This window comes from Candidatus Poriferisodalis sp. (genome assembly GCF_965198245.1).
Lineage (GTDB): Bacteria > Actinomycetota > Acidimicrobiia > Acidimicrobiales > Poriferisodalaceae > Poriferisodalis.
Map to the genome: position 1 here is coordinate 1,042,334 of NZ_OZ240249.1, position 14,399 is coordinate 1,056,732.

Consider the following 14,399-nt stretch of genomic DNA (forward strand, 5'->3'; position numbering starts at 1 on the left):
CGTTGCCGGTCGCCAGATCGCGGAGGGTCGCGCGGTATCGTGCGCCATGGTCTCGACGCCGCAGCGCCCGCCGGTCGGATTCCCGTCGCTTGAGGCCAAATTCGCCGCCGATGGGCTGACCTTCGACGACGTGCTGCTCGTGCCTGAGGCATCCGACGTGCTGCCCGATTCGGTCGACACGTCGACGCGTTTCACGCGAGGCATCACGCTCGCAGTCCCGCTCGTGAGTGCCGCGATGGACACGGTCACCGAGGCGCGGCTGGCCATCGCGATGGCCCGGCACGGCGGCATCGGCGTGATTCACCGCAACCTGGCCATTGCCGACCAAGCCGCCGAGGTCGACAGGGTGAAGCGATCAGAGTCGGGGATGATCAACGAGCCCTTCACGCTGGGCCCCGACAACCTGGTCTCCGAAGCCGAGGATCTGATGGCCCGCTTCAAGATCAGCGGGGTGCCGATTACCGACCCCGTGGGGCACCTCGTCGGGATCCTCACCAACCGCGACCTTCGCTTCGAGACTGACTGGAGCCGCCCGATCCACGAGGTGATGACGTCGCAGGGACTGGTAACCGCGCAGGCACCGATCACGCTCGACGAGGCGCAGGTCGTGCTTGCCCGCCACCGCATCGAGAAGCTGCCGATCGTCGACGACGACTTTCGGCTTGTCGGCCTCATCACGGTGAAGGACATCCAGAAGCGAATCCAGTTCCCGAACGCCTCCAAGGATGAGCTGGGCCGGTTGCTGGTAGCCGCCGCTGTCGGCACCGGGCCCGAGACGCTGGAGCGGGCCGCGGCGCTGATCGAGCGTGACGTCGACGCCATCGTGGTCGATACGGCGCATGGTCACAGCCGGGACGTCATCGAAACCGTGGCGAAGATCAAGGCGAATCACCCTGTCGAGGTAGTCGCGGGCAACGTGGCCACGGCCGACGCTGCCCGGGCACTCGTCGAAGCCGGCGCCGATGCGATCAAGGTCGGGATCGGCCCGGGCTCGATCTGCACGACCCGGGTAGTGGCTGGCGTGGGCGTGCCGCAAGTCTCCGCGGTGATCGACTGCGCGGCCGAGGCTGCTGCGGCTGGTGTGCCGGTAATCGCGGATGGGGGCATGCAGTTCTCCGGCGACCTAGCCAAGGCCATCGCTGCCGGGGCGCACAGCGCCATGGTGGGCAGCTTGCTGGCCGGCACCGACGAATCGCCGGGCGAGGTGGTGCTCTACCAGGGAGAACGGTTCAAGGAATACCGGGGTATGGGCTCGATCGGTGCCATGGTCGGACGCAGCTTCTCGAAGGATCGGTACTTCCAGGACCGCCGCGATCCCGACCAGCTCGTACCCGAGGGGATTGAGGGACGGGTGGCCTACAAGGGACCGCTTGGGGGAGTGCTGCACCAGTTGATCGGCGGGCTGCGCCAGGCGATGGGCTACTGCGGCGCCGCGAGCATCAGCGACATGCGATTGCGCACCCGGTTCGTTCGCGTGACGGCGGCAGCGCTGCGCGAGAGCCACCCCCACGACATCCTGATCACCAAAGAGGCGCCGAACTATCAGGCGCCGACCTGATTCTCAGCCTGGCTCAGCCGCTCGAGGCGTTCCCATTCGTCGATGAGGCTGCTGTCGGTCTTGCGGACGGTGTCGCCGAGCCAGCGGGTCAGCTCCACGATGTCGTCGCTGCGGTGATGTTCGGGGACGTTTCGCGAGAGTGCCTTGTAAGCGTCGCTGAGGTAGCGGAGGAGCACTCCTTCGGAGCCTTTGATGCCGTAGTGGTTGACGTACTCGCGGAACGTCATGACGCGCTCGTACATGTCGCGGGCGACTGATTTGGGGCGGACGTTCTCGTTGCCAAGCCAGGGGTGGTTCGTCGACCAGGCGTTGAAGCTGTCGTAGAGCCAGTCGCGCAGCGGCTTGGGCCATTCGACCTCTTCGAGGCGCTCCATGCGCTCTTCGTATTCGATGCCTTCGGCCTTCATCTCAGCCAGCAGGTCGGTGCGGGCCATGTCTCGCTGGCGCTCCAGCACGATCGTCGGATTCTCGAGCGTTGACTCCAGCACGCTGAGCACGTCCAGCGCGTAGGTCGGCTCGTCCCGGTCGAGGAACTCGATCGCGTCGAGTGCGAACGGCGAGAGCGGGTGGGTCAAGTCGAACTCCAGCTGCAGATCGACGTTGACGCGCACAAGCCGGTCCTCATCATCGGGCTCGTCGAGCTGTTCGACGACATTTGCGGCCACCAGCGCCCGGTAGATCGAGATCGCACGACGGATGTGGTTGCGATTGGATTTGCGCGTCTCGTGGTTGTCGGTGAGCAGCCGCTTCATTGCGGCACGGCCGTCACCGGGCCGGTCCAGCACGTGCATGAGCATCGAGTGCGAGACGTCAAAGCGGGATTGCAGGGCTTCAGGTTGGCCTGATGCCAGCCTTTCGAAGGTGTCGGCGTTCCACGCCACATAGCCGCGCTTGGGAGGAGATGGGCGCCGGACCTTGCGGAGCTTGGCAGGGTCGTCGCCGAACTTCTCGCGAGCCTTCTCCACAGCGATGGCGTATTCCACTTCGTGCTCTGGGGCCTGGCACCACACGAAGCCCTCGTGGTCAAAGCCTCGCCTGCCGGCCCGTCCGGCGATCTGCTGGAAGTCGCGCACCGTCAGGACGCGGGTATCGCGCCCGTCGTACTTGCAGAGCTGTGTGAACACCACCGTTCGGATCGGGACGTTCACACCGACGCCGAGCGTGTCGGTGCCGCAGATCAGCTTGAGCAGGCCCATGCCAGCCAGCCGTTCGACGAGCAGCCGGTACTTGGGAAGGAGCCCCGCGTGGTGCACGCCGATGCCGGCCTTGATGAACCGCTGAATGTCGCGGCCGAAAGGCGAATCGAAGCCGAAGCCGACGATCTCGGCGGCAACTGCAGCCTTCTCGTCCTTCGTAAGCACGTTCATGCTGGTCAGCGCCTGAGCACGCTCGTTGGCGGCCCTCTGGGTGAAGTGAACGATGTAGGCGGGTACACGCCGCAGTTCCAGCAGCTCCTCAAGTGACTGGTGCAGGGTCGTCTCGCGGTAGGTGAAGGTGAGCGGCACCGGACGCTCTGCCCCCGTCACCGTGGCGACCTCGCGGCCCGAGCGACGCCGCAGGTCCTCGGCGAAACGTGTCGTCGGCCCCAGCGTCGCGCTCATGAGCACCATCTGTGTGCGGGTCAATTCCAGCAAGGGCACCTGCCAGGCCCAGCCCCGATCCCGATCGGAATAGAAGTGAAACTCGTCCATGACGACGCTGTCGACCGGGGCGTCGGCACCGTGGCTCAGCGCGAGATTGGCAAGGATCTCTTGTGTGCAGCACACCACCGGCGCGTCGGGATTCACCGCGCCGTCGCCGGTCACCATGCCGACGCTGGCCGTACCCAACTCACCGCACAGGGCGAAGAACTTCTCCGATACCAGCGCCTTGACCGGCGCTGTGTAATAGCTGCGATAGCCGCGGGCGACCGCTTCGAAGTGCGCCGCAAGTCCGACCAGTGACTTCCCAGAGCCGGTTGGCGTGGTGATGATGACGTGGTTGCCGCCGAAGATCTCGAGGATCGCGTCTTCCTGAGCCGGATACAGCTCCAGGCCGATTTCGTCGGTGTAGGCCAGAAACGCGTCCAGCAGCGAGTCGGGATCGGGCTCGCGGGGCAGGAACGTCGCCAGCAGTCGTGCCGCCGATGCCGCGTCTGTCATTGGTATCGGAGGCTATGTCCGGGGTTGTGGTGCCGGTGTGTGCGGGGGCGTAACCGCACTTCAGGCGCTGCGGCCAGGCCAGGCTTCGGGGTTGAGCATGTTCGGCGGCTGGTCGCCTCCAAGGGCTGTCATCACCTCGGTTACTGCGTGAGTGAAGATGCGGCGACGACCGGCATTGGTGGCAGAGGCCACATGTGGTGTGACCACCACGTCGGGGCGACCCAGCAGGGGGTGATCGGGCGGCAGCGGCTCGGGCTCGCTGACATCGAGTGCCGCTGCACGCACTCGTCCCGAATCCAGAGCCGCCAAGAGCGCATCCTGATCCACTAAGCCGCCGCGTGAGGTGTTGACGACGTAGACGCCTTCGCGCATCGCCGCGAGCAAGTTGGCATTCACCAGATGCCGGGTCGCGTCGCTCAGCGGAGCGTGCACCGACACGACGTGAGCATCGGCGACTGCGGCGGCGGGTGCGGTCGCGCGCCGTGCACCGAACTCGGCGAAGCGCTCGTCGCTGGCGTAGGGGTCGTAGGCCACAATGTTCATGCCGACCGCTGACATCACGCGGGCCACGTAGCCGCCGATGCGTCCGAGCCCGAGCAGCGCGAGCGTCGAACCGTCCAGTTCCAAGTGGCTGTGGCGCGCCCAGTAGTTGCCGTCGCCGGCTTCGTGCCGATCGACCGATTCGCGGACGCCCTTGGTTGCGGCGAAGATCAGCGCCACTGCGTGCTCAGCCGTGGAGACGGTCGGACCGTCGGGCGTGTTGCACGCTGCGATGCCGTAAGTGGTGGCGTCGTCGAGGTCCAAGTTGTCGTAGCCGATCCCCGCACGAGCAACGACCCGCAGGTTCGGCGCACGTTCGTAGACGGTGCGGTTGTAGCGGATCGCGGCGCCGACTATGGCGCCGTGGGCGCGTTCGATGCCCTCCAGCGGGTCATCGTCACGCACATCAACAATGCGGGCCTTCCCGTCGAGCAGCTCGCGCAGCAGACCGCCCGCAGGACGGTCAAACCAGACAATCGGCAGCTCGGCCGACTCGTGTTCCATGGCGCCAGTATTGCGCTGCGCCTCAGGCCGCAGCAGGCCCATCCAACTCAGCGACGCCGCTGAGCGGCTCGCTACCGTTGTTCCGGTTGTTGCTGGCGAGCATCCGCACCTGAGTGAGGCGAACCCCATGCAAGTCGACGACGTGGTGATTCACGACACCGAGCGATATGCGGCTGAGGGCTATCCATGGGCCGAGTGGGACATGCTGCGCGACGAGGCTCCGATCTATTGGTACGTGCGTGACAACATCGTCCCGTTCTGGGCGATCACCCGCTACTCCGACGTGAAGTGGGTCTCGGGTCAGAACCGCACGTTCATCAATGGAGGCGGGCGCTTGCGTCTGGCTGACGCCGACCGCGACCTGCGTTTCTGGACGAGATACCGCCAACGGGCGATCGAGATCGGCTGGGACCCCGACGAGCCGCCGGACTTCATCTTCAAGGACCGCCCCGACCACTGGGATCTGCGTCGCCTGGTGGTGCCGGATTTCACGCCGAAGGCGATGCGCGCCAGGTCCGAGTCGTTGGAGCGGCACGCCCAACGCTTCGCCGACCAGTTCATGGGCCGCATCGCGGCCGAGGGCACAGCGGACTTGGTCGAAGACCTGGCGGTGAAGCTGCCGCTAGCTGCGATTTGCGAGATGGTCGGCGTCTCGGCCGACGATTGGGAACAGGTGCACGCCTGGACGGCCGTGCTGTTCGACGATCCCGACCTGGATCGGTTCTGCGAGCCGGGCGAGGCTCACGACGACATGCGGGCGCGGATGATCCGCGAGTTCGACACGTGGATCGGCGGCCTGATCAGGCAGCGCCGGAGCGACGGCGCCGACGGCCGGGATCTGGTGAGCATTCTGTTGCGTTCGGAGATCGACTCAGGGCCGCTGACGCCCCAGCAGCTCGTCGGCTACCTGCGCCTGATGATCGCGGCCGGGAATGAGACAACCCGGAACGCCGCCAGCGGCGGGATGATTGCGTTGCTGGAGCACCGCGACCAGCTCGACCTGCTCAACAAGCGGATCGACGACGACCGGCGTACTGACGCCGGCGACGCCGGCGGGGCGGTCGAGACAGCGGTGGAGGAGATCCTGCGCTGGACGTCGCCGGTGATCCAGTTCGCACGCACCTGCACGGTCGACACCGAATTGGGAGGCCAGAAGATCAAAGCGGGCGAGCACGTCGGCGTGTGGTACCCGTCAGCTAACCGTGACGATCGCCAATTCCCCGATCCGTACCGCTTCGACCTTCAGCGCACTCCGAACGACCACCTCGCATTCGGCCATGGCGCCCACTTCTGCTTAGGCGTGCACCTGGCTCGCTGGGAGCTGCGGGCGTTCTTCCGGGTGGTGGCGCCGCTGCTCGACGGGTTGAAGCTCGAGGGCGGCCAGTCGCGCATCGGCCACCTCCACGTCGGTCCGATCAAGCATCAGATGGTCGTTCCGCGCCGCTAGGGGCCGGCTGTCGTTCTGTGTGCAGAAATGCCGCCACAGGCGGCAAACTTGCACAAAGAATGCCGGTCGCCGCTTCTCTGTGCAGAAATGCTGGCTGAGGGAGCGTTTCTGCACACAGAAGAGCGGCAATTGCAGGCACCCTCGGACACGCCACTAGCGTCGGCACGCATGACGGCGACCGACGTAGTGGTGACCGGGCTCAGGTTCGGCGAAGGCCCCCGCTGGCGAGACGGCAAGCTGTGGTACAGCGACTTCTATCGCCACGGCATCTTCACCGTGACGTCCGACGGCCACGAGGAGCTGATCCACAGCGTGCCGACCCAGCCATCGGGACTGGGCTGGCTGCCGAACGGGGACCTGCTATTCGTGTCGATGCTCGATCGGCAGCTCCGGCGACTCGACGCCGGTGGCAATGAGTCGCTTTATGCCGACCTGTCGCACATCGCCGGCGGGCCCTGCAACGACATGGTCGTCGCGGCCGACGGAACGGCCTACGTCGGCAACTTCGGCTTCGACGACGGGGCGGGAGAGACGTTCGCCCAGGCCACGCTGGCGATCGTGGCCCCTGACGGGACGGCGCGGCCAGGACCCGACGGATTCGACTTTCCCAACGGCACCGTGATTGACCTCAGCGGCCGTCACATGGTGGTTGCCGAGAGCTACGGCCGCCGCATGACCGCATTCGACATCGAGCCCGATGGCTCGCTCAGCGGCCGGCGCACGTTCGCCGAGCTCGGCGAACGAGTGCCCGACGGCATCTGCTTGGACGAGGCCGGCGGCATCTGGGTCGCCGATCCCCTGAACGCCAGCTGCTTCCGGGTGGTGGATGGCGGCGAGGTCACCGACGTCATCGAGCTGGAGCTGAACTGTTTCGCGTGCATGCTCGGCGACGACGACCGGCGCACCCTCTACATGGTCACCGCACCGACATCGCGGCCACCCGCAGATCAACCCCCGCGGGGTCGCATCGAGACCGTGCGGGTCGACATTCCCGGCGCCGGCCTGCCCTAGCCGGCGTTCTCTAGCCGTCTGCAGCGCCGAGGCGGCGCAGGTGCCCGGCACGGATCTCGGCGGTCTGGCCTTGGACGAGCAGGAACAAGGCCTCGCGGGCGAGGCGTTGCGCGTGATGGCCGAGCGTGATGGCACGCCCACCGACCGATGACACGAGCGTGCTCGTCGCGCGGATGCCCACGTATCCGACCTGTGCACGTCGCTCGGGCATGTCGTCCACCTCGGCGGCATGCAGGGCCCGGCGTGCCGTGTCGAGCTCCGCGTCAAGCGGTGATGGACCCAGCAATGCCAACGCTCGTGAGGCAACCCCCAGCATGAGCGCCCCGTTGGTTCGCAGTCCCAGGCGGTAGCCAGCCAGCCACTCGTCGTAACTAATGACCTCGACGACAGAGTCGTCGCCGACGATGTGGCCGTCGAAATGCAGCTCGACGGTGACCGACGAGTCCACCGCGGCCAGACACAGACGGCGCGACTGCAACGTGGGCGCCTCGATCGCCGGGATCAGCATCCAGACCAGACGGTCCGCGGTGTGGGCAGCGGTCAGCACGGCGTCAATATGGCCCCACCCGGTCACGAAGGGCGCCACACCACGCAGTGACCAGCCGTCGCCAGAACGTTCCGCGAACAGGCACGGCTCAGGACGCAGGACATGCGCGAACGCCACGCCGCTGCGGGACTTGCCGGTCGCAAGGGCACGAGCCCAGCGATCGTGCAGCGGCGAGCCCACAGGCATGCGTGCAGCGGCCGCCGACCCGCCGCCGTGCTGTGCCCAGACGAATGCCGTGGTGAGGCAGCCACCAGCCAGTGCCTCGAGAATCGCGAGCCGTTCGAGTTCGTCGAAGCCGCAGCCGCCGACCTCACGTGGCGTCCACAGGCCGTAGAAGCCGGCGTCGCGCAACAAGTCCAGATTGTCCTCGGGCACCGTTCCGGCTGCGTCCACATCCAGCGAGCGCCCAAGAAGCACGTCGCCCGCGAGCTGCCGTGCTGTGTGCAGCAACGCGTTGGCGCCAGGCGGTGCCTCGGGATCCATGTCGCTCAAGGATGCACGGGCGACAGCAACATGCCTCGGGTCAATTGGAACAACGAACCAGCGCTCTCAGGCGTCTGTCCCCTCGGCAGGCTGGCGCCACATGAGGGCATTGCGCCGCATGATGGCGACGAGGGTGTCGTCCTGGTTGTAGGCGCGGTGCTCGAACAGCACGATGCCCTGATCGGGTTTGCTCTTCGAACCCCGGGCTGACACGACTTCGCTCTCGACACGCAGCGTGTCACCGTGGAAGACCGGTGCCGGGAAGTCCATGCGCTCGAAGCCCAAGTTGGCGACAGTGGTGCCGTGCGTGGTCTCGTGCACCGAGATGCCGACGACGACTGCGGCAGTGAACATCGAGTTCACGAGCGGCTTGCCGAACTGGGTTTCCGTGCGGGCGTACTCGAAGTCGAGATGGAGGGCCGCCGGGTTCATCGTCATGGTCGTGAAGATGACGTTGTCGGCTTCGGTGATGGATCGCCGCAGCCGATGGTGGATCACCAGCCCCGGTGTCAGTTCCTCGAACCACAAGCCGCCGTGAGGTCGGGGCGCACCGCTCATCGGGCAGATCCTTGTCCGTCGGCTGCTGTGTCTGATGCGCCGACACCGAGAGCGTCGGCCGCCCAGGGCACCTCGCAGACCTGGTCGAGTTCGATCTCGGCGTGGACCACCGGGTTCTGGTGCGGCCCGGCGCACCACGACGGCATCACCATCGTGTACAGGCCCTTTCCACCCGCTTGGAAGAGGACGATCCGGCTCGGGTCCTTCAAGATCGGCACCATATCGTCGGGCGAAGAGTCACGCGCCAAATGGAACACGGATCCGACATGGGCGAGCATCGCTGCGGAGTTGGCTGCCCTCGCGGCGAGCTCAGCCTGCACATCCTCCCGAGTCAGTCCCGCCCGCTCAAGCACGGTCGTGTGGTCCGGATTCATGATCACCACAACCGAGCCGTGGCGCAGGTGGGCATTGTTGCTGCCCGGGTTTGCCATGACGGCGGCGATGACGTTCAGCAGCCGGCTCGCCGATTCGGGATCGTCGGCGTCGCCGGTGAAGATCGTCGAGTGGGGCGCTTCGGCACCCGTCACGATCACTGCGCTCTGGTCGGGTTCGTAGCCGAACGACGTATGCAGCGGCGCGAACGGGCTGTTCTCGGTGTCCTCTGCAATGCAGTAGGTGAACTTGCCCGGATGGCCGTGAAGCGCCATATCGGAGACCCCCGGGCGGGCGCCGCCGATATTCATCATCGCCAGTCGCAGCGCCCGACCTATGGAGGCATTGGCCCGGTGACCCGGACCCAGCGCCCCGAAGCCCGAGGCGACGCCCCCGCATTGGTGCCGAGCGGGTCCGCACACCACGATGAGTGGCGCGGTGCAGTGGGTGGTGCTCTGCATCTCGGTCAGGTCGAACTCGGGTTTGCACACGGCTCGCACTGCGGCGACGACAACCGGCACGTGGTCAGGCAAGCAGCCCGCCATGACGGCCGCTGTGGCCACCTTCTCAACACTCGCCACGCCGTGCGCGGGACCCATGACACCCAACTCGACGTCGGGATCGAGCCCCGTCGCGATCACCATCGCTGCCACTCGTTCAGGAGTCGGGATGACGACCGGCAGACCGTCGGTGAGCCCGAGCGCGTGCAGTTCTTCGAGCGCGTCGGCCTCGCTGCGGGCCTCCAAGAGCGTCACGGCATGATCAGTTCGTGACGGCGCCGCTCAGGATCGCCACGATCTGCGGCGCGATGTCGGCTGCCACCCGAGCCATGTTGTCCTCGCCGCTGCCGGCGACCGGATGCGGCAGCCGGATGCGGGGAACAGCCGGCATGCCGGTGGCGGCGGCCACGAAGTCGCCTTGGGGCCAGAACGCATCGGTGACGAGTGCGATAGCGGGAATGCCCTGCCGGGCGACGGAGATGCTGTCACGCACGGTGCCAGAGGTGCAGCTGCCTCAATGGCCGTACGCCGCGATCACCGCACCGCATTCGGAGCGGATGTCGGCGAGCATTCCTTCGCCGACAACCGACGAGGCGTCGCCCTTGTCGTAGCGGTAGAACGATGCAGCCGGAAGCCGCTCGGCAAGCGCCTTCTCGACATGGTCGAGGAAGCGGACGCTGTCCGGGAAGCCATTGGCGACCAGGCCGATGGTGATCGGCTGATCGAGCCGTGTGCTCAAGCTGTACGGCTCGGGCGCAATCTTGGCCTCGCCCCGCGGATCATGGAAGGTGAGGGTGCTCATGGGTCCAGTCTGACACCCGCGCCGCAGGCGTGCGTGCTGTGGGGATCAGTGGTCGTGACCGGACGGCCGAGCCGCGTACCGCTCAGCGCGGTTGGCCAACGATTCGGTGGCCAGCAGCCCGTGATCGGCTACTGCATGTTCGAGCGCGATCAGCCAGCAGCGGTAGTAGTCCCAGGCCTCAGGTGCGTCGCCGCTGGCAGCGGTCGTTTCGGCGACGGCGATCGCCTCGCTGAGGTGCTCGCGGAACTCGTCCCAGGTGAAGTGACCGCCATCTACGAGATCGGCTGCAAGACCGAACGCTCGCGCCTGCCACGGTTCGGAGAAGACCAGTTCGCCGTTGTCGCGCGGCGGAGCGGCCGTGGTGCCTTCCAGCACATCGATGCTCATTGCTGTCCCGTCAGGTTGTTGGCCGTCATTGGTTGTCGGGCTGCGCAGCGCGGGCTACGCCGATCATCGAGTCGCGCGTCACGAGTTCGGCCAGACGTTCGGCAGGCCAGCCATCGGTGCCGGCAGGCCGCTCCGGCAGCACCAGGAACCTGGTTTCGGAGCTCGAGTCCCAGATGCGCACCTCGGTGTCGGTCTCGAGTTCCAGGCCCATCTCGGCCAGCACGGCTCTCGGCTCACGCACCACGCGGGCCCGGTACTCGGGGCTCTTGTACCAGTTCGGCGGCAGTCCCAACAGCGCCCACGGGTAGCACGAGCACAGCGTGCAGACCACCACGTTGTGGACACCGGCTTCGTTGGCCTTCACCTCAATGTGCTCGATCTCGGCACCTCGGATGTCCATGTCGGCGACGACGGCGTCGGCCTCGGTCAGCAGACGCTGTCGCAGAGCAGGATCAGTCCACGCTTGCGCCACCAGCCGCGCTCCGATCATCGGCCCGATGTCGTGCTCGAAATGCCGGATGGTCGCATCGATCCGCTCAGGATCGACGAGGCCCTTGGCGACCAGCAAGTCCTCAAGCGCTTCCACGCGGATTTCTGGCGATGAAGCGTCGTGATCGTCGTGGTGATGGCCGTGGCCGTTTCCGTGGTCGTCGTGCATGTGTCCCTCCGTCACCCGTCTCAGCTGGCGGCCTCTGCTCTGGTCAGGTAGCACTCGTAGAGGTCGACGTGAACCGTTGCGTTTGGTTCAGCGTCGTCGCCCCACAGCGTTCGGGCGTCGTACCCGATGCAGTACACGTGCTGCGGCCGCTCGCCCAGGTCGTGCGCAGTGCTGTCAGGCAGGACTTCGGCGGGATGCAGTTTCACCACGGTGCCTGGCTTGCCCACTGCGTAGCCCGGCAGCCGTGTGTGGCCCGGCTGTGGCGGAGCCGGGGCCACCACGCGATCTCCGACGCTGAAGCGGGGAGGCTCGGCGAGATCACGCCGAACGGTGCGGCGCTCCGGTGCCGGAGTGGGTCGATCTGAGGGCATCAGCGCACGGTCGCGTGCGGTAAATGGGGCGGCTCGCAGGGCTGGGGAAACCCCAGCGGCCTCTGCCTCGGTCAGTTGCGCTGCTCGGGCAACCGCGCTGGTCATCTCGTCAGGGCTGACCACGCCGTACTCGGCGAGCAGAACTTCGAAACCTGCCAGCCAGCGGCCGTAATAGCCATGGTCGAAGTAATCGCCGGCATTCAGGCGTTCGAGGACGTAGCGGAACTCGCCGGGGCGGCGAGCCGTCGAAGCTGTCACGGCGCCGAGCAGTCCGAAGACGCGCCGTTCCCAATCGGCGTGGAACGGCGGCTCGTCTGGTTCGTGGGGCACCCGTCCGTATCCGGGGGCGCCGCCGAGGTCGTGAACGCTGCGCTCATGAGCATTGGGCTGCATCGATAACAGCTTCGCACCTACGGCGGTCGTCGCGGCAGTTCGACACGGGGGCGGTCGTCGCCGCAGTTCGCAGCAACCGGCCGTAATCGCCGGAGTTTGCGTCAGTCAGGTTGTTAGCTTGCGGGGGTGCCTGAGTTCGTGCTGGCAGTCGACCTGGACGGGGTGTGTGCGCAGCACACCGAGGCATTCCGGCGAGTTGTCGCGCGTGAGCGGAACGTCAGTGAAGACACCTTGCCACTGGTGCGCAGCTGGAGCTTCTCCGAGTGGGGCTTCACTGAGGGCGACTTCGAAGAGCTGCACAAGGTGGCGGTCCTCGAGTACCGCATGTTCCGTGACATCGAGCCGATGGCAGGATGCTCGGAGGCGCTGTGGCGGCTGTCCGATGCCGGGGTCTGGATCCGAATCGTGACGCACCGGCTTTACACCAGCTGGGGCCACCGGGTCACCGTGAGCGACACGGTGGAATGGCTTGACCGGCAGCGCATTCCCTACCGGGACATCTGCTTCCTCGCCGACAAGTCGGTGGTGAACGCCGACGCCCATATCGAGGACGCGCCGCACAACATCGAGGCCATTCGAGCTGCCGGCGGCCATGTCATTACGTTCGACCAACCGTACAACGCCCACCTTGCCGGCCCGCGTGCCCGCGACTGGTCCGAAGTGGAGGAGATGATTGTGGGGCTGATGGCGGCGGCCGGAAGTGCTGTGGCGCGCCCGCTGCCTGGCATGGATGCGGGCTCGGACCGGCTCGAGTTGCGCACCCGGGACACGACATGAGCAGCACTCCGAGTGCATCAGCAATGTCTCCACCGATCGACGCGGCAACGGTGGTCGTCTTGCGAGACGCTGAGCCGGCTGCGGCGCCCGGGCACGGCTTCGACCTCGCGGCAAGCGACGTCGGCGCGCACATCGAAGTGCTCATGCTGCGCCGAAACTCACGTGGTTTCTTCGGCGGCATGTGGGTGTTTCCCGGGGGCCGGGTCGATCCGCCCGACAGGGAAAGTCCCAGCGACATCGTGGGTCCCTGCGATCCCCGCACGATGGATGGTGCAGCAGGACTTCACGACGGCGACGCCAGCGGCTTTTGCACGGCGGCGATCCGAGAGGCGCACGAGGAGGCAGGCATCGACCTCTCAACTGCCGGTTTGGTGCATTTCGCCCATTGGCTGCCGCCGCCAATCCGGCCCAAGCGCTTCTCGACCCAGTTCTTCATCTGCGCGGCCCCCGCCGAACTGGACGCAGTGGCCGTCGACGGCAGCGAGATCCTCGACCACGCTTGGGTCTCGCCTGCTGCTGCGCTCGCCCGCAGGGCAGCGGGAGAAATCGAGTTCGTCACGCCCACGTTTGTGACCTTGACGTGGTTGTCGGGCTTCAGCCGCACCGCAGACGTTCTGGCCTCCGTGAGCGGACACACCTGCTTCCACACCGAGATCATCCAGTCACCCGAGTCCGACCCGGGCCATGTCGCGGTCTATGTCGGCGACGTTGCCTTTCCCGACGGCGACCTCGACACGCCTGGCCCTCGTCGTCGCTGCACCATGGTCCGTTCCGGCTGGCGCTGGGAAGAACACGACGGCAACGTCACCGTCACACGCTGAAGCCGCTTCAGCTGCTTGCTTGCAATTGCCGGGCGGCGCCCCTGAGGCGGGCGAGTTGGTGTTCTTGGGGCGGGCCGTCGGGGCCGCCGCCGGGGCGGGCAGCCCGGAAGTCGACAGCGGCTGTCGCTGGATCGGCGCCAAAGGCGACCATCGTCAGAATGCCGATGACCGCTGTGCGAGCCATGCCTGCGCCGCAGTGCATGAGCACGTTGTCGCCGAGATCCAGCGCACGGACGATGGCAGCCACGAGCTCGAGGACTGGCCCATCGCTTGTCACGCCACCATCGGGCGTCGGGAGCCACAGCGTATGGGGACTGGTTGTCGTGCTGGCCTGTTCCCCAAGCCACTCGCCGTACTCCGGATAGCGCAGCTCGATCTCGCGAGTTGTCAGCATGCACGCTATGACCGAGGCCCCGACGCGATCGAGCGCCGCCTGAGGGTCCGGCCCGACGGCGGAGAAGTTCGTGACGTAGAGCCGGCCGGTTCCATCGGGCGTTCCGAGCGGGATCTCGTCAATGCGGTGCAGCAC

At 66.6% G+C, this 14,399-nt stretch carries 15 protein-coding genes; 5 read left to right on the forward strand and 10 right to left on the reverse strand.

All coding sequences use genetic code 11. From position 1 onward, the window contains the following. The first annotated feature begins 46 nt into the window (after positions 1-46). Entirely contained in the window at positions 47-1,558 is a 1,512-nt protein-coding gene (guaB, locus tag ACOCMM_RS04920) for an IMP dehydrogenase (protein ID WP_419554822.1), read from the forward strand. On the opposite strand, the gene ACOCMM_RS04925 is transcribed toward guaB, so the two are convergent. Both ACOCMM_RS04925 and ACOCMM_RS04930 read right to left on the reverse strand, forming a co-directional pair. Continuing rightward, entirely contained in the window at positions 1,543-3,699 is a 2,157-nt protein-coding gene (locus ACOCMM_RS04925) for a DEAD/DEAH box helicase (RefSeq protein WP_419552075.1), read from the reverse strand. The two genes, guaB and ACOCMM_RS04925, sit on opposite strands and share 16 nt — an antisense overlap. A 60-nt stretch (positions 3,700-3,759) precedes the next feature. Next, entirely contained in the window at positions 3,760-4,743 is a 984-nt protein-coding gene (locus ACOCMM_RS04930; protein ID WP_419552076.1) for an NAD(P)-dependent oxidoreductase, read from the reverse strand. 127 nt (positions 4,744-4,870) lie between these two features. On the opposite strand from ACOCMM_RS04930, the gene ACOCMM_RS04935 reads away from it, so the two are divergent. Continuing rightward, entirely contained in the window at positions 4,871-6,190 is a 1,320-nt protein-coding gene (locus ACOCMM_RS04935) for a cytochrome P450 (RefSeq protein WP_419552077.1), read from the forward strand. 168 nt (positions 6,191-6,358) lie between these two features. Continuing rightward, positions 6,359-7,201 (forward strand): SMP-30/gluconolactonase/LRE family protein, encoded by an 843-nt coding sequence (locus ACOCMM_RS04940; RefSeq protein ID WP_419552078.1) that lies wholly within the window; start codon positions 6,359-6,361, stop codon positions 7,199-7,201. A gap of 10 nt (positions 7,202-7,211) precedes the next feature. On the opposite strand, the gene ACOCMM_RS04945 is transcribed toward ACOCMM_RS04940, so the two are convergent. The 7 genes from ACOCMM_RS04945 to nthB form a co-directional block, all read right to left on the reverse strand. After that, complete coding sequence (locus ACOCMM_RS04945; protein WP_419552079.1) at positions 7,212-8,231, reverse strand: acyl-CoA dehydrogenase family protein; 1,020 nt, start codon at positions 8,229-8,231, stop codon at positions 7,212-7,214. Between the two features lie 66 nt (positions 8,232-8,297). Then, the gene (locus ACOCMM_RS04950) at positions 8,298-8,789 is read right to left on the reverse strand and encodes a MaoC family dehydratase (protein WP_419552080.1); all 492 of its coding nucleotides are present in this window, start codon (positions 8,787-8,789) and stop codon (positions 8,298-8,300) included. Further along, on the reverse strand, positions 8,786-9,916 hold the full coding sequence (locus tag ACOCMM_RS04955; RefSeq protein WP_419552081.1) for a hypothetical protein: 1,131 nt from the start codon (positions 9,914-9,916) through the stop codon (positions 8,786-8,788). The genes ACOCMM_RS04950 and ACOCMM_RS04955 overlap by 4 nt, the downstream gene beginning before the upstream one ends. A gap of 7 nt (positions 9,917-9,923) precedes the next feature. After that, positions 9,924-10,463 carry a UGSC family (seleno)protein gene (locus tag ACOCMM_RS04960; RefSeq protein ID WP_419552082.1) on the reverse strand — a complete coding sequence of 180 codons (540 nt, stop codon included), beginning with the start codon at positions 10,461-10,463 and terminating at the stop codon, positions 9,924-9,926. 45 nt (positions 10,464-10,508) lie between these two features. Continuing rightward, on the reverse strand, positions 10,509-10,850 hold the full coding sequence (locus tag ACOCMM_RS04965) for a nitrile hydratase accessory protein (protein WP_419552083.1): 342 nt from the start codon (positions 10,848-10,850) through the stop codon (positions 10,509-10,511). A 25-nt stretch (positions 10,851-10,875) separates the two neighbouring features. Continuing rightward, positions 10,876-11,508 carry a nitrile hydratase subunit alpha gene (gene nthA, locus ACOCMM_RS04970; protein ID WP_419552084.1) on the reverse strand — a complete coding sequence of 211 codons (633 nt, stop codon included), beginning with the start codon at positions 11,506-11,508 and terminating at the stop codon, positions 10,876-10,878. A 20-nt stretch (positions 11,509-11,528) separates the two neighbouring features. Beyond that, positions 11,529-12,272, reverse strand: coding sequence for a nitrile hydratase subunit beta (nthB, locus tag ACOCMM_RS04975; protein ID WP_419552085.1), 744 nt, complete (start codon positions 12,270-12,272; stop codon positions 11,529-11,531). Positions 12,273-12,398: 126 nt separating this feature from the next. Between nthB and ACOCMM_RS04980 the strand changes: the two genes are divergently transcribed. Next, entirely contained in the window at positions 12,399-13,049 is a 651-nt protein-coding gene (locus tag ACOCMM_RS04980) for a 5' nucleotidase, NT5C type (protein ID WP_419552086.1), read from the forward strand. Further along, entirely contained in the window at positions 13,046-13,870 is an 825-nt protein-coding gene (locus ACOCMM_RS04985) for an NUDIX hydrolase (RefSeq protein WP_419552087.1), read from the forward strand. The genes ACOCMM_RS04980 and ACOCMM_RS04985 overlap by 4 nt, the downstream gene beginning before the upstream one ends. 7 nt (positions 13,871-13,877) lie before the next feature. On the opposite strand, the gene ACOCMM_RS04990 is transcribed toward ACOCMM_RS04985, so the two are convergent. Then, positions 13,878-14,399: a hypothetical protein gene (locus ACOCMM_RS04990; protein ID WP_419552088.1), complete on the reverse strand. Its 522-nt coding sequence runs from the start codon at positions 14,397-14,399 to the stop codon at positions 13,878-13,880.